The 17758-nt window shown below is 56.9% G+C and carries 18 protein-coding genes; 7 read left to right on the forward strand and 11 right to left on the reverse strand.

All coding sequences use genetic code 11. The annotated features are described in order from the left end of the window. The first annotated feature begins 103 nt into the window (after nt 1-103). Complete coding sequence (locus FOY93_RS05645; protein ID WP_133293916.1) at nt 104-1249, forward strand: porin; 1146 nt, start codon at nt 104-106, stop codon at nt 1247-1249. A gap of 87 nt (nt 1250-1336) precedes the next feature. On the opposite strand, the gene mnmH is transcribed toward FOY93_RS05645, so the two are convergent. The 6 genes from mnmH to ppiB all read right to left on the reverse strand — a co-directional run bounded on the left by mnmH (nt 1337) and on the right by ppiB (nt 5802). Next, the gene (mnmH, locus tag FOY93_RS05650) at nt 1337-2407 is read right to left on the reverse strand and encodes a tRNA 2-selenouridine(34) synthase MnmH (RefSeq protein WP_133293917.1); all 1071 of its coding nucleotides are present in this window, start codon (nt 2405-2407) and stop codon (nt 1337-1339) included. An 84-nt stretch (nt 2408-2491) separates the two neighbouring features. Further along, entirely contained in the window at nt 2492-3559 is a 1068-nt protein-coding gene (gene purK, locus FOY93_RS05655; RefSeq protein WP_133293918.1) for a 5-(carboxyamino)imidazole ribonucleotide synthase, read from the reverse strand. Then, nucleotides 3556-4065: a 5-(carboxyamino)imidazole ribonucleotide mutase gene (gene purE / locus FOY93_RS05660; protein WP_014882834.1), complete on the reverse strand. Its 510-nt coding sequence runs from the start codon at nt 4063-4065 to the stop codon at nt 3556-3558. The genes purK and purE overlap by 4 nt, the downstream gene beginning before the upstream one ends. A gap of 171 nt (nt 4066-4236) precedes the next feature. Continuing rightward, the gene (locus FOY93_RS05665; protein WP_111963370.1) at nt 4237-4446 is read right to left on the reverse strand and encodes a YdgH/BhsA/McbA-like domain containing protein; all 210 of its coding nucleotides are present in this window, start codon (nt 4444-4446) and stop codon (nt 4237-4239) included. 135 nt (nt 4447-4581) lie between these two features. Further along, complete coding sequence (lpxH, locus tag FOY93_RS05670; RefSeq protein ID WP_133293919.1) at nt 4582-5304, reverse strand: UDP-2,3-diacylglucosamine diphosphatase; 723 nt, start codon at nt 5302-5304, stop codon at nt 4582-4584. A gap of 3 nt (nt 5305-5307) precedes the next feature. Beyond that, a complete protein-coding gene (ppiB, locus tag FOY93_RS05675; protein ID WP_127729840.1) occupies nt 5308-5802 on the reverse strand; it encodes a peptidylprolyl isomerase B in 495 nt (164 codons plus the stop codon). A gap of 174 nt (nt 5803-5976) precedes the next feature. Here ppiB and cysS point away from each other — a divergent pair, with 174 nt between their 5' ends. Further along, nucleotides 5977-7362, forward strand: coding sequence for a cysteine--tRNA ligase (gene cysS / locus FOY93_RS05680; protein ID WP_143344779.1), 1386 nt, complete (start codon nt 5977-5979; stop codon nt 7360-7362). An 87-nt stretch (nt 7363-7449) separates the two neighbouring features. On the opposite strand, the gene FOY93_RS05685 is transcribed toward cysS, so the two are convergent. From FOY93_RS05685 to folD, 5 genes are all read right to left on the reverse strand, one after another. Next, nucleotides 7450-7971 carry a metal-dependent hydrolase gene (locus FOY93_RS05685; protein WP_136195304.1) on the reverse strand — a complete coding sequence of 174 codons (522 nt, stop codon included), beginning with the start codon at nt 7969-7971 and terminating at the stop codon, nt 7450-7452. Nucleotides 7972-8044: 73 nt separating this feature from the next. Then, the gene (gene malI / locus FOY93_RS05690) at nt 8045-9061 is read right to left on the reverse strand and encodes a Mal regulon transcriptional regulator MalI (protein WP_115874396.1); all 1017 of its coding nucleotides are present in this window, start codon (nt 9059-9061) and stop codon (nt 8045-8047) included. Nucleotides 9062-9144: 83 nt separating this feature from the next. Beyond that, complete coding sequence (locus FOY93_RS05695) at nt 9145-10644, reverse strand: PTS transporter subunit EIIC (protein ID WP_024906880.1); 1500 nt, start codon at nt 10642-10644, stop codon at nt 9145-9147. Between the two features lie 235 nt (nt 10645-10879). Then, entirely contained in the window at nt 10880-11092 is a 213-nt protein-coding gene (ybcJ, locus tag FOY93_RS05700; protein WP_023334767.1) for a ribosome-associated protein YbcJ, read from the reverse strand. 1 nt (nt 11093) lies between these two features. Then, nucleotides 11094-11960 carry a bifunctional methylenetetrahydrofolate dehydrogenase/methenyltetrahydrofolate cyclohydrolase FolD gene (folD, locus tag FOY93_RS05705; RefSeq protein WP_008499332.1) on the reverse strand — a complete coding sequence of 289 codons (867 nt, stop codon included), beginning with the start codon at nt 11958-11960 and terminating at the stop codon, nt 11094-11096. Between the two features lie 310 nt (nt 11961-12270). Here folD and fimA point away from each other — a divergent pair, with 310 nt between their 5' ends. From fimA to fimH, 5 genes are all read left to right on the forward strand, one after another. Further along, nucleotides 12271-12834: a type 1 fimbrial major subunit FimA gene (gene fimA, locus FOY93_RS05710; RefSeq protein ID WP_023310641.1), complete on the forward strand. Its 564-nt coding sequence runs from the start codon at nt 12271-12273 to the stop codon at nt 12832-12834. Between the two features lie 68 nt (nt 12835-12902). Next, a complete protein-coding gene (gene fimI / locus FOY93_RS05715) occupies nt 12903-13448 on the forward strand; it encodes a type 1 fimbrial protein subunit FimI (RefSeq protein ID WP_133293923.1) in 546 nt (181 codons plus the stop codon). A 34-nt stretch (nt 13449-13482) separates the two neighbouring features. Next, entirely contained in the window at nt 13483-14175 is a 693-nt protein-coding gene (gene fimC / locus FOY93_RS05720) for a type 1 fimbria chaperone FimC (protein WP_127729854.1), read from the forward strand. Nucleotides 14176-14189: 14 nt separating this feature from the next. After that, on the forward strand, nt 14190-16751 hold the full coding sequence (locus FOY93_RS05725; RefSeq protein ID WP_143344780.1) for a fimbrial biogenesis usher protein: 2562 nt from the start codon (nt 14190-14192) through the stop codon (nt 16749-16751). Beyond that, complete coding sequence (gene fimH / locus FOY93_RS05730) at nt 16744-17751, forward strand: type 1 fimbria D-mannose specific adhesin FimH (protein WP_115874401.1); 1008 nt, start codon at nt 16744-16746, stop codon at nt 17749-17751. The genes FOY93_RS05725 and fimH overlap by 8 nt, the downstream gene beginning before the upstream one ends. Nucleotides 17752-17758: the final 7 nt, after the last annotated feature.

Consider the following 17758-nt stretch of genomic DNA (forward strand, 5'->3'; position numbering starts at 1 on the left):
TTTAGTAGCACAAAACATTAAAAAACCGACCACACGGCCCGATTATTTCCAGTTAATATTCACCCGCTAAATATTTAGCAGCGTGTCTATTAAGGGAAAAATAATGACTATAAAAAAATCAGCGCTGGCGGCAACGATCGGCGCGGCAGTGGCATTGACTACCTTCGCTTCTCAGGCGGAAATCACGGTTCTTAAGCAGGATCCTCAGGCGGGTAACCCGCTGAGCCGCCTGAATTTCACCGTTGGCGGCAGCATTCGTCCTCAGTTCCAGAACATGACCGGCGACGACGGTAAAAACAGCTACAAGCGTAACGGTTTTGACGGCGGTACCCGCTTCCGTTTCGCTGCAGATTACTACCTGTTTGATGATATCAGCTGGGTAAGCTACTACGAGCTGGGCGTGAACTTCCCTGCAATGTTCAACTGGGATAACCACTACAGCGAGAGCGATCACGACACGACGCGTCGTATGCTCTACACCGGTCTCAAGAGCGACACCTGGGGTACGCTGACCTTCGGTCAACAGAACAGCGTTTACTATGATGTGGTGGGCGCGAAAACCGATGTCTGGGACTACGACATGATTGGTCAGGCGCCGGGTAACGGGATCAAAGGCGATTACGACGGTTCTTACCGTTCACGTAAAATGCTGAAATATAAGAAAACCGTGGGCGATGCTGACATTTATGCATCCTACCTGTTTGAAGACAGTGAATACCTGCCGGGCAACGGCCTGCGCTACAAGCGTAAAGGCGGCGGCTCGCTGGGCCTGGATTACCACCTGACTACCGACCTGACCTGGGGCGCCGCGTGGAACTACACCCGCGCCGACATGCGTAACCCGGACAACGGCGACAGCAAAACCTACGACCAGAACATTCTCGGTACCGCGCTGAGCTGGACCCCGGACAACTGGACCTTCTCCGCAGGCGGCGGCTGGTATCAGAACTTCCTGACCACCAAAAAAGTGTCTGTTAACGATTACTTTGCGGGCGACGCGTGGGGTATTGAGTACTTCGCCGGTTATAAATTCCCAGTCGGTCAGTACGCGGTTAAATCCATCCAGCCTTACTTCATGGGTGATCGCATTGAGTACGTGAACGGCCGTAACTACCAGCGCATCGACAACGGCGTGGGTATCAGCTTCCAGCTGGATTACGGTTTCCGCGTGGATTACGAACACGTGTTCACTTCCAGCACCGACAACCTGGGCGATATGAACCTGGTGCGTCTGCGTTACGACTTCTAAGCCGTCTGTTCCCCGGTGGCGCTGCGCTTACCGGGGCTACAAATGCACGTGTAGGCCGGGTGAGGCGTAGCCACCACCCGGCTTTTTTCAGCGATTAAGCCAGTCAGCGACCTCGCCGTACGTCCCGCGATAGACAATCTTCTCCACCTTTTTCTCCAGCTGATAGCCGTACATCGGGTCGTAATAGTCGTTCAGCAGCGGCGCAAGCCAGCTGAAGTGCGCGTCCGTGCGGCCAGATCGTTGCTGTTCCAACAGCGCGGAATCTAGCAGCGCGGTGAATTCCGCATACCGCTGCAGCCCCAGACGGCGGCGAATGGCGAACAGGCCGTGATGCAGGTACTCGCTGTATTCTTTCCATCCCGCTTCTTCACCGTAGGCCGCAGAAAAATCCGCCCACATATGGTCGAAATACTCTTCGCGCAGCCGTTCAAGACGGATCTCAAACGGATCCTCGACCACCACGATAGGGGCTTCAACCATGCGGTCGCGCAGGCACTCCGGCAGGTGGTTGGAGCCAATCATCCGGCCTTCGTCTTCCAGCACCCAGCGTGCGGCGTCTTTTTTCAGGAGCTCAGCCGCAAGGTGGTTTTCAAAGCTGGCCTGGGAAAGCTGCGGCGTGAGCGTGCGGCCAAACGACGAACCGCGATGGTGCGCCAGCCCTTCCAGATCGATACCCTGCGCGTGCTGCTTCACCAGCAGGGTTTTACCGTTCCCGGTACAGCCGCCAATAAGCACCATCGGCTTTTGCGACTGCTCAATGGTCACCTGAATCGCCGTCTGGCGCAGGGCCTTATAGCCGCCGCGGATCAGCGGGTAGTCGATACCCGCCTCTTTCAGCCAGGCCTGCGAGATATGCGAGCGCTGGCCGCCGCGCGCGCAGCAGAGAAAACCCTCAGGATGGGCAAGACTGGCTTCCCGCCAGGCGTTGATGCGTGCTTCACGCGTGTTGCCGTTCACCAGGCGATGGCCGAGCGCCAGCGCGGCCTCGGGGCCCTGGCGTTTATAGCAGGTGCCGACGGCCGCGCGCTCGTCGTCGTTCATTAAAGGCAGGTTGATCGCCGCAGGCATCGCGCCCTGGGCAAATTCGATCGGCGCGCGAACGTCGATTAAAGGGGTATCAGACGCGAGGATCGCGCGATAGTCCGTTCCATCGTTCATGGTTATTCCAGAAGAAAACTCAGCAGCAATGGGCGGGGATTTTACGCCGGGGAAGGGGAAGGTCAACTCCCCGGCGCAGATGTCTTACTTGAGCTTTGACTGTGCCCAGACAATACCGCTCGCGTATTCCGACGGCAGGAGAGGGATCATGGCTTCCAGGGTGGCGCTCAGGCGGCCCGTGTCGCTGTCGTTCAGGTTCAGGTGACCGACCTTACGACCCTCGCGAACCTCTTTGTCATACCAGTGCAGATGCACGAGCGGCAGCTTCAGCCAGTCGTAGTTCAGATCGGTGCCGATCAGGTTGATCATCACCGACGGGCTATTGACCACCGGCTGCGGCAGCGGCAGGTTGGTGATGGCGCGCAGGTGCAGTTCGAACTGGCTGATGGACGCGCCATTTTGCGTCCAGTGGCCGCTGTTGTGCACGCGCGGTGCCAGCTCGTTGATTAGCAGACCAGACGGCGTCACAAAACACTCCATCGCCATGACGCCCACGTAGCCCAGCTCGTGCATGATGGCAGAGAGCATCTCTTCCGCCTGCGCCTGCTGGTCAGCATTGGCGTGCGGGAAGGCGACGCTGGTGCGCAGAATGCCGTCCTGATGCAGGTTATGCGTCAGCGGATAAAACACCGTGCGGCCGTCATGCCCGCGCGCGCCAACCAGCGAGACTTCACCGCTGAAGTTAATGCCCTGCTCAACGATGCATTCGCCGTAGCAGTCGTCCGGCAGCTCGGCGGTGTCGTTTGCGCGCAGGCGCCACTGGCCGCGGCCATCGTAGCCGCCCACGCGGCGCTTCACGATCGCCAGCTCGCCCAGCATGGCGAAGACGTCGTTCCACTCGCTTTTATCGGACAGGAGCTGCCACGGTGCGGTCGGCAGACCGAGCTTGTCGAACAGCTGCTTTTGCGTCAGACGGTCGGCAATGATTGGGAACACGTCGCGGTTAACAAAGGCGTTGTGAAGCGCCAGCTCGCGGGTCAGAGCGGTCTCCGGCCAGCGTTCGATCTCGGCGGTGATCACGCTCTGGTGGAATGGGACGGCTTCCGGCTCGGCGTCCAGCCCGACGGGCCAGACGGCAATCCCCAGCGGTTCACCGGCCTGACGCAGCATGCGGCCTAACTGGCCATTACCGAGGACGCAAACCTGCTTCATGCCGCACCCCGCGGGTCTGGATTGTCCAGCACTTCGTCGGTCTGGGCTTTACGCCACTCCGCCAGACGCTGATGCAACGCTTTATCGTGTGTCGCCAGGATCTGCGCAGCCAGCAGGGCGGCATTGGCGGCACCCGCTTTACCAATCGCCAGCGTGCCGACAGGAATACCGCGCGGCATCTGGACGATGGAGTAGAGGCTATCCACACCGCTTAACGCGGCGCTTTGTACCGGGACGCCCAGAACCGGTACCAAGGTTTTGGCGGCAATCATGCCCGGCAGATGTGCTGCGCCGCCCGCGCCGGCAATGATCACCTCATAACCGTTCTCTTCGGCGCTTTCTGCGAAGCTGAACAGTTTGTCCGGCGTACGGTGCGCGGAGACCACTTCAACGTGGTGCGGAACATTCAGGATTTCAAAGATTTCGGCGGCGAACTGCATGGTAGCCCAGTCGCTTTTGGACCCCATCACGATGGCGACACGCGCCGGATTATTGCGGGAAGACATGCGTCTTAAAACTCCTGTGGTGCGAAACACACTGCTTTCGAGGGCACAGAGAATAGCATGTTATACGGGCAAGGAAAACGGTTGCGCGGTTAAATCTTGAACCATTGTTGCCGTCAATTCATAACAAAACAGACCGCATTCTGGCGGTCTGTTTTCGTCGATGGGCAATCATTATTTCGTCAGTTCTGCGGTCATATAGACGCGGTTGTCGACCTTCGCGCTGGTGATTTTGTAAGACGCACCCTGTTCAGCAGCCTGTGCAGCGATTTTCGCTTCTGCGCGGTCAAGGGTAGAGGCAGTTGCGCTCACGCTTTGAGCGAAAGAACCGAAAGAAGCCAGAGAAAGAGCAGCAACTGCAACGAAAGTTTTGATGGATTTCATGGTCGTATTCCTTAAGTATTTTGTCTGGGATAGGGCGTTTTCCCTGATGTGATAAATAGTAGACCGACCACGGACTGATTAAAATCGAAACAATTTGCCGATATTGTTCAAAAAAATAGAATGATTTTTGAGGGGTTAAAACGGGAAAGCGATCAGCTCGACGCCCTCTGGCGTGACTTTGACCATGGAGCCTTCGGTGTGCCAGGCACCCAACACCACGCGATGGGCCGGTTCGCCGTTGGCGATAAGGGAATGGACGTCTGGACGATGGGTATGACCGTGGATCAACCACTGAACGTCATGCTTTTCCATCACGCTTACCACGGCCTGCGGATTCACGTCCATGATGGTCATGGATTTGCTGCTGTTGGCGGCTTTGCTGCCTGCACGCATTCTGGCAGCGATACGGTTGCGGATAAACAGCGGCAGGGCAAGGAACACCTTCTGGATCCACGGGGTGTGGACCTTGGCGCGAAACGCCAGGTAGCCGGTATCGTCGGTGCAGAGCGTGTCGCCGTGCATGATCAGGACCTTGCGGCCATAGAGATTGAGTACCCGTTCTTCCGGCAGCAGCGTCATGCCGCTTTCGCGGGCGTAGCGCTTGCCGATCAGGAAATCACGATTGCCGTGAATGAAGTAGCAGGGGACGCCGGAATCTACCAGCGCGTGAATGGCGGCTGCCATTTCACGGTGCAGCGGGTTAGGGTCGTCGTCGCCAATCCAGGCTTCAAACAGGTCGCCCAGGATGTACAGCGCATCGGCGCTTTTCGCTTCACCGCGTAAAAAACGCAGAAAACCGGCGGTAATCGCCGGTTCTTCTGTTTGCAGATGCAGATCTGCAATAAAGAGTGTCGCCACGAATTACTCGCTGACGGTCACGCTTGTAATCACAACGTCTTCTTTAGGAACGTCCTGGTGCATACCGCTGCGGCCAGTAGCGACGGCTTTGATCTTGTCAACCACGTCCATACCTTCAACCACTTCTGCGAATACGCAGTAGCCCCAACCCTGCAGGCTTTCGCCGGAGAAGTTCAGGAAGTCGTTGTCAGCCACGTTAATGAAGAACTGCGCGGTAGCAGAGTGAGGCGCTTGAGTACGCGCCATCGCCAGCGTGCCGCGGGTGTTTTTCAGGCCGTTGTTCGCTTCGTTCTTGATCGGCTCTTTAGTGGCTTTCTGGTTCATGCCAGGTTCGAAACCGCCGCCCTGGATCATAAAACCGTTGATCACGCGGTGGAAAATGGTGTTGTTGTAGAAACCTTCGCGGCAGTAGTCCAGGAAGTTTTTAACTGTTTCAGGCGCTTTGTCATCAAAGGTTTTGATTACGATATCGCCATGATTAGTGTGGAAAGTAACCATTTTTGCATCCTGTTCCGTTATTGTGGTACGTCGACCCGCCTTCGGGTCATCTATAGGGGCTTGTTATAGCATAACCACAGGATGCGATCACCTTGCATTGTGTGCTGCTTCGGGTTTGAATTACGGGTAGAATAGCCGGTTTTCAACCACACACGTGTTTACATGGAATCTTCGATGTTAAAAATCTTTAATACAATGACGCGCCAAAAAGAGGAATTTAAACCTATCCATGCCGGGGAAGTTGGCATGTACGTGTGTGGTATTACGGTTTACGATCTCTGTCACATTGGCCATGGCCGTACCTTTGTCGCCTTCGACGTGGTGTCTCGCTACCTGCGTTTTCTGGGGTACAACCTGAAATACGTGCGCAACATCACCGACATCGACGATAAGATCATCAAGCGCGCCAATGAAAACGGCGAAAGCTTTGTCGCGCTGGTGGATCGCATGATCGCTGAGATGCACAAAGACTTCGACGCCCTGAATATTCTGCGTCCGGACAGCGAGCCGCGCGCGACCCACCATATTCACGAAATCATCGAGATCACCGAAAAGCTGATCGCCCGCGGTCATGCCTACGTTGCGGACAACGGCGACGTCATGTTCTCCGTGCCGACGGACCCAACCTACGGTGCGCTTTCCCGTCAGGATCTGGATCAGCTGCAGGCCGGGGCGCGCGTTGACGTAGTTGACGTGAAGCGTAACCCGATGGACTTCGTACTGTGGAAAATGTCCAAAGAGGGCGAGCCAAGCTGGCCATCCCCGTGGGGAGAGGGCCGTCCGGGCTGGCACATTGAATGTTCCGCGATGAACTGCAAGCAGCTGGGCAAGCACTTCGACATTCACGGCGGCGGTTCGGATCTGATGTTCCCGCACCATGAAAATGAAATCGCGCAGTCCACCTGCGCCCACGGCGGCGAGTACGTTAACTACTGGATGCACTCCGGGATGGTAATGGTTGACCGCGAGAAGATGTCTAAATCGCTGGGTAACTTCTTCACCGTGCGCGACGTGCTGAAGTACTACGACGCGGAAACCGTGCGCTACTTCCTGATGTCCGGCCACTATCGCAGCCAGCTGAACTACAGCGAAGAGAACCTGAAACAGGCACGCTCGGCGCTGGAGCGTCTGTATACCGCGCTGCGCGGTACCGACAGGTCTGTTCCTGCTGCTGGCGGCGAAGCGTTCGAAGCCCGCTTTGTTGAGGTGATGAACGACGACTTCAACACCCCGGAAGCGTACTCCGTGCTGTTCGACATGGCGCGCGAAGTAAACCGCCTGAAGTCAGAAGATATGGCCGCGGCGAATGCGCTGGCGTCCCATCTGCGTAAGCTCTCTTCCGTGCTTGGCCTGCTGGAGCAGGAGCCGGACGCGTTCCTGCAGAGCGGTGCGCAGGCAGATGACGGTGAAGTGGCGGAAATTGAAGCGTTGATCAAAGCGCGTCTGGAAGCGCGTCAGGCGAAAGACTGGGCGGCGGCAGATGCGGCGCGCAATCGTCTGACCGAGATGGGAATCATTCTGGAAGATGGCCCGCAGGGAACGACCTGGCGTCGTAAGTAAGTCTGTAACGCCCGGTGGCGCTCACGCTTGCCGGGCCTACAGGCAAAAGTAGGCCGGGTAAGTCGTAGCCGCCACCCGGCTTTTTTTTTACCTTCTTTTCCACCACAACATTCCCATCAGCACCACCCCCGGCAGCCACACCCACAGCAGTTCCGAGATAATGACCTCATGCCCGTACGGCGTGGTATAGCGCGACAGCGCAAACGGCGCCACCTTAATCACCTGCCACGGCGCAAAGAAGCGTTCATCAGACCACGGCCACAGCCAGCCGACGCCTTTCCCGCCCGTGGTAATCGAATCCAGCAGGCTGTGCGACAGCAGTGACACGGTTAAAAACAGCCAGCATCGCGTCAGGCTGGTTCTGAACCAACGTCGTCCAGTCAGCACGCAAAGTATCGGCACTACAAAGGCAAACAGCAGGGAGTGGGTAAAGCCGCGGTGGCCGAAAACATTGCCGTACGCGACGCCAAATTTAAATGCCAGCACGTCGGCATCCGGAAGCATGGCGAGGATAATCCCGGCAAACAGCAGGCGGGGAGGAATCACTTTGGTTCCCAGGCCTAAGCCCAGGCAAAGCGGAACAGCAGCGTGCGTAATAACGGTAGGCATTGTAATTATCCATGGTAAATCATGGAAATATAGCAGTCATCCCGCGCTAAAAAACCTGTGCGAAATTCTGAATTTACGCCGACTCGCGAGCGATAAGCTGCCCGGAGAGCGTAATTCGCTGGGTTTGCAGCGTCGGCTCCTTCAGCGTGCGGATAATCAGCCCGGCCGCCTGACGCCCCGTCTCTTCGCTGGCGGACGAGACGTAGGTAAACGAGGGTGAGGTGAGGTTAACGTGGAGCATATCTTCGAAACCGACCAGCGCGACCTGCTGCGTCAGAAACACATCTTTACCCACCGTACGCCCGACCTGATGAATACCGGAGATGGAGCCGATCATGGCATCCGGCGAGTGGCAGAGCAGGGCGGTGATGGTGTTGTTTTTTTCCAGCAGCTGGCGGGTGGCGAAACCCGCGGCCAGCGTGTCATCGCTGCAGGCCGGAGAGTATTCATCGCGCCAGACCAGCCCGTTTTGCGCCATCGCGCTGCGAAAACCGAGCAGGCGCTGTTCGCGGATAAGGCAGCCTTCGCGTCCGCCAATGTAGGCAATATTGCGGTGACCGCGCTCGATAAGATAACGCACCGCCAGACTGGCCGCCTGTCGGTTATCGCGCATCACCAGATTGCATTTTTCATCCAGCAGCGACTGCGAGACCACCACCAGCGGCAGCGGGCAGCGGCGAATCTGTTCCGGCAGGGTAGACGTGCGGGTATCCGAGGCCAGATAGATAACTCCGGCGACGCCCTGCTGCTTAAACGACAGCAGGCAGCGCTCAAGATGGTCATGGTCGTTCTGGGGCTGACCGAGAAAAACCATATACCCCTGTTTTTCGAGATCCTGAACGATGCTCGCCATCACCTTGATGGAGAAACTGTCGCTAAAGTCACGGAGGATCAGGCCAATCAGGTTGGACGTATTGGCGCGGAGGTTGGCAGCGGCAACGTTATGAACATAGCCCAGCGTATTGATGGCAGCGTTGACCTTCTCGATCGTTGCCTCTGAGATTTTCCCTTTCTGGCGCAGCACCAGCGAGACGGTTGAGACCGACACGCCCGCGTGCTTTGCGACATCAATAATGCTGACTTTCTTCAAAACCGCTCCCTGAAATTTACCGATTATCAGCCAGATAAAACACGTCTCCCAGCGTACAGGAGACGTGTCGTTCAGGCATCTTATTATTTGCCGATCATGGTGGACATGGTCTGGGCGATAAACTGTGCTCTGGCACCGAAAATCACCTGAATACCGTTGTCGCCGACAAACACCACGCCGCGCGCGCCGAGTCCGTTCAGACCGTCTTTATCCACCACCTCGCTTTTTGTCACTTCCAGGCGAAGACGGGTGATACAGGCGCCGACGGAGTCGATGTTATGCGCCCCGCCCAGCAGGGTGATGATCTCTGTCGCGAGTTCGGAATCCGATTTCTCATCCGCGTTAGCGGTCACTTCAGTGCGGCCCGGCGTTTTCACGTCGAAACGACGGATCACAAAGCGGAACGTGAAGTAATAAATCAGGCCCATTGGAATGCCGATGATAATGGCGCTCAGGAAGTGGGTCTGGTAGCCGTTAAAGGACGGCAGGATCCCGAATGACAGATAGTCGATAAAGCCCGCGGAGAACGACTTGGCGATATGCGCATGCAGCAGGTACATGGTCATGTAGGCCAGGCCCGCCATGATGGCGTTAAAGACGTACAGGATCGGCGCCACGAAGATAAAGGTAAACTCAACCGGTTCGGTGATCCCCGTCAGGAAGCAGGTCAGCGCCGCGGAGAACAGAATACCGGCCGCGATTTTCTTATTCTTCGTATGGGCTTCGTGATACATCGCCAGGCATGCCGCAGGCAGCGCGAACAGCATCAGCGGGAATTCACCCTGCATGAACTTACCAGCGTTCTGGTAGGTGTCGCTGCTGAAGGATTTCACCCCTTCTTCCAGCATCTTGAACCAGATGGTCTGGTCGCCGTGGATCACCTGGCCTGCCTGGGTGGTGTAATCCCCAAACGAATACCAGAAGGACGGATACCAGATATGGTGCAGACCTAGCGGGATCAGCGCGCGCTCTACCAGACCGAAGATAAAGGTCGACGCCGCCTGATTATCACCGTTCACCACCACGGAGAGCGCGTCGATACCGGCCTGAATATGCTGCCAGACGTATGGCAGCAGCAGCCCCATCAGGAACGAGAGGAACGCCGTTGCAATCGCCACGAAGCGCTTGCCGGAGAAGAAGCCGAGGAACTCCGGCAGCTGCATGGTGTGGAAGCGGTTATAGCACCAGGCCGCGAGAATACCGCAGATTAGGCCGCCGAAGACGCCCATCTGCAGCGTCGGAATGCCCACCACCATGGCGTATTTCCCGCCCTGGGAGGCCATTTCCGGCGTGATGCTCAGCACGGTGCTGATGGTGATATTCGTGACAAACACCGAAACGGCCGCAGACAGCGCCGCAATACCGGATTCTGACGCCAGACCCACGGCGGAGCCAATGGCAAACAGCATCGGCAGGTTATCAAAAATAACCCCGCCCGCGTTCATCATCAGCGGCAGATGGAACTTATCGCCGAAGGCCAGCAGCAGGCCCGCAGCGGGAAGCAGTGAAATTGGCAGCATTAAGGCGCGACCAATCATCGATAACTTAGACAGCGATTTAACAAACCCTGATATCAGACTCATGCTGATTTCCCCCGAGTAGCGCTTTTTTTGGCGCTGTTATTGTAAGTAGAACGTTTTAGTAGAACGTTCTACTTATCGTGGGCAAAGAGTGAAAAACGCGCAACTGAATTTTCACTTTTCAACAGATGAAATAGTGATTATTTGAAGTGGATCGATAAATAACCGCGATGGGGGGGAGGGGATTTTATATCCCCTCTCCCAGTGGGAGAGGGTTAGGGTGAGGGCATCAAACGGCTCAGGCCGTAACGGTTACGCTTTGCCCTTCAAAGCTCACGGTCTGGCCCGCGACAATCTTGCAGCGCTTGCGCGTTTCTACCACGCCGTCGACTTTTACCAGCCCGTCGGCGATAACGATTTTCGCCTGTGCGCCGCTTTCGCTCCAGCCTTCCAGCTTGAGCAGGTCGCACAGCTCAACGTGCGGATGTTTACCTAATGAAAAAGTCGCCATCTTACGCGTCCTCTACGTCGTGATATTCTTCGCACGCCTGCAGCGTATTCTGAATCAGCGTTGCTACGGTCATCGGGCCTACGCCGCCCGGTACTGGGGTAATGTAAGACGCGCGCGCGGCGGCATCTTCATACACCACGTCGCCGACCACTTTGCCGTTTTCCAGACGGTTAATTCCGACGTCCACGACAATCGCACCCTCTTTAATCCACTCGCCAGGAATAAAGCCTGGCTTGCCGACCGCAACGATCAGCAGATCGGCGTTCTCAACGTGGTGGCGCAGGTTTTTAGTGAAGCGGTGGGTGACGGTGGTGGTGCAGCCGGCCAGCAGCAGCTCCATGCTCATCGGACGGCCCACGATGTTGGACGCGCCGATGACCACGGCATTCAGACCGTAGGTGTCGATATTATAACGCTCAAGCAGCGTCACGATACCGCGCGGCGTGCACGGGCGCAGACGCGGCGCACGCTGGCACAGGCGGCCAACGTTGTACGGGTGGAAACCGTCCACGTCTTTATCCGGTGCGATACGCTCCAGCACCTTCACGTTGTCGATACCGGCGGGTAGCGGCAGCTGAACCAGAATACCGTCGATTTCTTTATCGGCGTTCAGGGTGTCAATAAGTTCCAGCAGTTCTGCTTCGCTGGTGGTTTCCGGCAAATCGTAAGAGCGGGAGACGAAGCCCACCTCTTCACACGCTTTGCGCTTGCTGCCGACATAAATTTGCGATGCCGGGTTGCTGCCAACCAGCACAACGGCCAGCCCGGGGGCGCGTTTTCCGGCAGCTTTACGCGCCTTCACTTTTTCCGCGACCTCAGAGCGCACCTGCTGCGCAATCGTTTTACCGTCAATAATCTTTGCTGCCATCAGAGAGAAGATTCCGTCTGTAACGTTTGAAAGGGGGGATCGCGTGTATTTTGTCAGAAGCGAGCGTCGCTGTCAGTCACCCTTTACGCGTTTTTATCAGCGTGACGCAAAAACCCTTCTTAAGGGATGGTCAATTTCTTAGGCGGGATTAGGATGTGACCTGGCGAAATGGCAGCGTTTTGACATATTTAAAAACCGCGTCCTGAGCTACTTTGTCTCCTCCGAAATAAGCTTTCAATTCATCAATTGAACGTATTTCTTATTCCCGATTATTCGCGGGAAGGGTTATTTACATTTTAAAGGAATAGACATGAAACTCAGCAACATTGCTTCTACTGTTATTGCAACTTTGGCCCTGGTTGCGGGTGCCGCAAATGCAGCGGATCCTGCTGCGCCGGTTTCCGTAAATGGCGGTACCGTACATTTTAAAGGTGAGCTGGTTAATGCTGCTTGTTCAGTAAATACTGATTCTTCCGAGCAGACCGTTAATCTGGGTCAGTATCGTACCGCGAAATTCACCAAAGTGGGCGACACCACCTCTAATATCCCATTCAACATTGAACTGAACGATTGCGATCCGCTGGTTGCCAAAACTGCAGCCGTTGCGTTTACCGGTCAGATCGACCCAACCGACAAAACCCTGCTGGCCGTCACCTCCGGTAACAACGACAACACCGCGAAAGGCGTGGGTATCGAGATCCTCGACAGCAAATCCAGCGTTCTGACCCCAGACGGCGCGACCTTCTCTGCTGCGCAGACGCTGATCGAAGGGACCAACACCCTGAAGTTCACCGCGCGTTACAAATCAACGGCTGCCACCACTGAGCCAGGTCAGGCGAACGCTGACGCCACCTTCGTAATGAAATACGAGTAATTCCTCCGCACAGGGATGTTCAGGCCTCAGGGACGAGGCCCGTCATACGCTAATGCCAGGAACGAAGGATGACAAGGACTGGAACACTACTGCTGTTAACCCTTGCGATGGCTTGCCCGGCATCGGCGCATACCGTGGTGATCGAAGGCGGCAAGGTTCATCTCAGAGGTGAACTGGTGAACGGCGGCTGCGCCGTGGCGCCCGACAGCCAGAATATGCGCATCGACATGGGCCAGTACCGAACCAATTCATTTTCCGGCGTGGGCAGTTTTTCCACGGTGAATGTGCCTTTCACCGTACGGCTGCTGGACTGCAGCGTTGATGTTTCGCGCACCGTGGGGATCCAGTTTCAGGGCGTCACACCCGCAGAGGATCCGCAGGTCTTTCTGGCGACATCGCGGCCGGGTGAAACACCCGTCAGCAGCGGCGTCGGGCTGGCGCTCTTTGACGAACAGCAACGTCAGATAATCCCAAACGCTACGGCCGTCAGCTGGCTGCCTGTCGATACCCGCGAGCTCGCGTTCCATTTTAGCGCCCGCTATCGGGCTATTTCCGAACATCTCGAGCCAGGCAAAATTCAGTCGGATGTCTGGTTTACGTTGATTTATCCGTAACACCTGCGAACACATTATTAAAGGTACGGTTGTGATGAATACCCTAATTAAACCAGGACTTTTTTTATCGTTTATTTTGATGATGGTTTCTGCATGCGCAAATGCATCCGGCGGTATTGCACTGGGGGCCACGCGCGTTATTTATCCGGCAGAGGCGAAGCAAACGTCGCTGGCGATCACCAACAGCAACAAACAGGAACGTTATTTAATTAACGCGTGGATCGAAAATGCGAGCGGGCAAAAAGAAAAAACGTTTGCCGTCACTCCGCCCCTGTTTGTTAGCGAGCCGAACAGCGAAAACACGCTGCGTATTATTTACGCCGGGCCGGCGCTGCCTGCCGATCGCGAATCGCTCTTTTACATGAACGTGAAGGCGATCCCGTCGGTGAACAAAGCGAAAACGGAAAACAATAACGTGTTGCAGCTGGCTATCCTTTCACGCATCAAGCTGTTTGTGCGCCCGAACAACCTGGCGATGCAGCCGGAAGAGGCGCTTTCCCAGCTGCGGTTTGAGCGCACGGGCAACCATCTCAAAGTCAGCAACGCGTCGCCGTATTATATCACGCTCGTTAATCTGAAGCTGGGCGGGCAGACGCTGGACAACCTGATGGTTGCGCCGAAAAGTTCGTCTCAGCAGGTGCTGCCAGCCGGTGCCAGCGGTACGCTTTCCTGGCAGAGCGTGAATGACTACGGTGCCATCACCCCGGCGCGTAGCGTCAACCTGTGAGCAGAGTCAGGGCGATGAAAAACCACCAGGGACGTTACTGCCCGGTTGCGCTGGCGCTGATGGCTGCGCTCTGGCCGCAGGCTGGCTGGAGCGAAAGTTATTTCAACCCGGCCTTTTTGTCCGACGATACCGCCAGCGTGGCGGATTTGTCGCGTTTTGAACAGGGACACCAGCAGGCACCCGGCGTTTATCGCGTGGATATCTGGCGTAACGATGAGTTTATCGGTACCCAGGACGTGCGTTTTGAGCAGGCAGAGAACACGCCGCCGGTGGCGGGCGGTTTGTCGGCGTGCATTACGCGCGCGATGCTCGATCGCTTTGGCGTCAACGTCGCGGCGTTTCCCGAGCTGGCTAAGGTGCAGGGCGAGACCTGCGTTCCGCTGACCACGGCCATACCCGGCAGCGAAACGGTATTCAACTTTGCCTCGCAGCGTCTGGACGTCAGCCTGCCGCAGGTGGCTTTGCAAAACAGCGCCCGGGGCTATATTCCGCCTGAACAGTGGGATGAAGGTATCCCCGCCGCACTGGTGAACTACAGCTTCTCCGGTAACCGGGGAAGCGAAGACGACAGCTATTACCTCAACCTGCAAAGCGGATTGAACTATGGCGCCTGGCGTTTACGTAACAACGGCGCATGGCGGTACACGGAGAATAACGGGCAGCGGCACAGCGAGTGGCAGAATATTGGCACCTGGGCGCAGCGCACCGTCATCCCGCTGAAAAGTGAACTGGTGCTGGGCGACAGCAATACCGGGAATGACGTCTTCGACAGCATGGGTTTTCGCGGCGGGCGGCTTTTCTCGTCTGACAGCATGTACCCGGACAGCCTGCAGGGCTACGCGCCGACCGTGCGCGGGATCGCCCGTACGCCCGCCAAAGTGGTCGTTCGACAGAATGGCTACGTTATCTATCAAAGCTATGTGCAGCCGGGCGCATTCGCCATCACCGATCTTAACCCCACCTCCTCAAGCGGTGACCTGGAAGTCACGGTCGAAGAGAAAGACGGCACCCAGCAGCGCTATACCGTGCCGTACTCCACCGTGCCGCTTCTGCAGCGTGAAGGGCGCTGGAAGTATGACCTCGTGGCGGGGGATTACCGCAGCGGTAACAGCGATCAGGATACGCCATTCTTCACCCAGGGAACCCTGATTACCGGTCTCGCCAACGGTTACACGCTCTACGGCGGAACTCAGCTGGCATCGCGCTATACCGCGGTGGCCGTCGGGGCCGGAAAAAACCTGGGCGACTGGGGCGCGGTCTCGCTCGATATCACCCACGCCCGCAGCCAGCTCGCGGACGACAGCAAGCATGAAGGGCAGTCTCTGCGCTTCCTCTACGCGAAATCCCTTAACGGCTTCGGCACCAACTTCCAGCTGCTGGGCTACCGCTACTCCACAAAAGGGTTTTACACCCTTGACGATGTGGCCTGGCGCTCAATGGAGGGCTATCAGTATGCCGATAGCAAGAACGATAACGATGTGCCGGACGTGCAGAGTTATCACAACCTGACGTGGAATAAAAAAGGTCGCTTCCAGCTCAACGTTTCTCAGTCGCTGGGGGACTATGGCTCGGTCTATATCTCCGGTAGCGAGCAGACCTACTGGGGAACAGACGAGACGAATCTCTGGTACCAGCTGGGCTACGCGGGAGGCATGAAGGGGATCAACTACTCCGTCTCGTGGTCGTGGAACAAATCCGTCGGGATCGACGGCACCGACCGCATCGCGTCGTTTAACGTCTCCGTGCCGTTCAGTATCTTTACCCGTCAGGGCTATCGCCGGGACAGCGCGATTGACCGCGCCTACGCTACGGCATCCGCCAGCCGGAACAGCGATGGCGACACTAGCTGGCAAACCGGCGTCAGCGGCACGCTGCTGGAAGACCGCAACCTGAACTACAGCGTGACCCAGGGACACACCAGCACCAACGGCTCAAGCGGAAGCGCCAGCGCCAACTGGCAGGCGACCTACGGCACATTGGGCGTCGGCTACAACTACAGCGACGATCAGCACGATCTCAACTGGCAGCTCTCCGGCGGGGTGGTCGGCCACGCCGATGGCGTGACCTTCAGCCAGCCGTTGGGGGACACCAACGTGCTGATCAAAGCTCCGGGGGCATCTGGCGTCAGCGTGGAAAACCAGACCGGCGTGAGAACCGACTGGCGTGGTTACGCGGTGATGCCGTATGCCACTGTCTACCGCTACAACCGTGTGGCGCTGGATACCAACACCATGAGCAACAACACCGATATCGAAAACAACGTGAGCAGCGTGGTGCCGACCAAAGGCGCGCTGGTGCGCGCCAGCTTTGATACCCGCATCGGCGTGCGCGCCCTGCTGACGGTGATGCGCGGCAACCAGCCGGTGCCGTTCGGCGCGGTGGTTCGCGAAAACCGAAGCGGCGTGACCAGCATGGTGGGGGATGACGGGCAAATTTACCTGAGCGGGCTGCCGCTGGAAGGCGAACTGCTGATCCAGTGGGGCGACGGGGCGCAGTCCCAGTGTCGCGCGCCTTATAGCTTGCCTGAAAAGAGCCTGCAACAGGCAATCACACTTAAGGGGATCGGCTGTGATTAAAACTCAAATCTTTGCTTTGTCGCTTCTGGCGTTACTGCCTGCGACAAACGCATTAGCGACCGTGTGCGTCAATGAAAAAGGCGTGCCGACGGAAGTGCATTACGATCTGACGGATAAATTCAACAGCTCGAATAACCAGATCGGACAGGTCGTGACGCTCAGCGAGAAGTCGCAGTGGGTAGGGGTCAATGCCGTCTGCCCGAAGGGCACCGTCGGGAATACCACCAAGCGTAGCTATGTGACCGATTATCAGGTAACGGGAACGAGCGATGGCTATCAGTATCTGAAGCTGAACGACTATCTGGACGGGGCCATGAAAATCACGGACAGCTATGCTGGCGTGTTTTATCCGCCTAAAAGCTATATCCAGATGGGGAGCCATCCTAACGTCTCCAAAAACAAACCGTTTGGCGTTCAGGACTCCAGCCTTGTCTTCCGCCTTAAGGTGACCCGGCGTTTTATTAACATGGTCGTTATCCCGCGCGCCACCATGTTCCGCGTCTACGTCACCACCACCTCCTCGGATCCGCTCACCACGCCGGTCTATACCATTAGCTACAGCGGAACCATTCAGGTGCCGCAAAGCTGCGCCATTAATGCCGGTAACGTGGTGGAATTTGATTTCGGCGACATTGGCGCCTCCCTGTTCAGCAAGGCGGGCGTAGGTAACAAACCGGAGGGCGTCTCATCGCAGAGTAAAACCATCGCCATTAAATGCACCAACGTAGAGGCGAACGCCATGCTGACGATGCGCGTCGAGGCGGAAAAAGTCTCTGATAATGTGCTGGTGTCGGATAACCCGGATGTGGGATTCATCATTGCTAATCAGAGCGGGGCGCCGCTGACGCCTAACAACCTGACAAGTAAAATTCCGTTCCGCCTTGACGACAGCGCGCAGGCGCAGGTGGGGATCCGAGTCTGGCCGGTGAGCGTGACGGGCAATAAGCCTGCGGAAGGGCGCTTCACCTCGCGCGGGTATTTGCGCGTGGATTACGATTAAGGAGCCG

The organism is Enterobacter sp. 18A13 (assembly GCF_007035975.1).
GTDB lineage: Bacteria > Pseudomonadota > Gammaproteobacteria > Enterobacterales > Enterobacteriaceae > Enterobacter > Enterobacter vonholyi.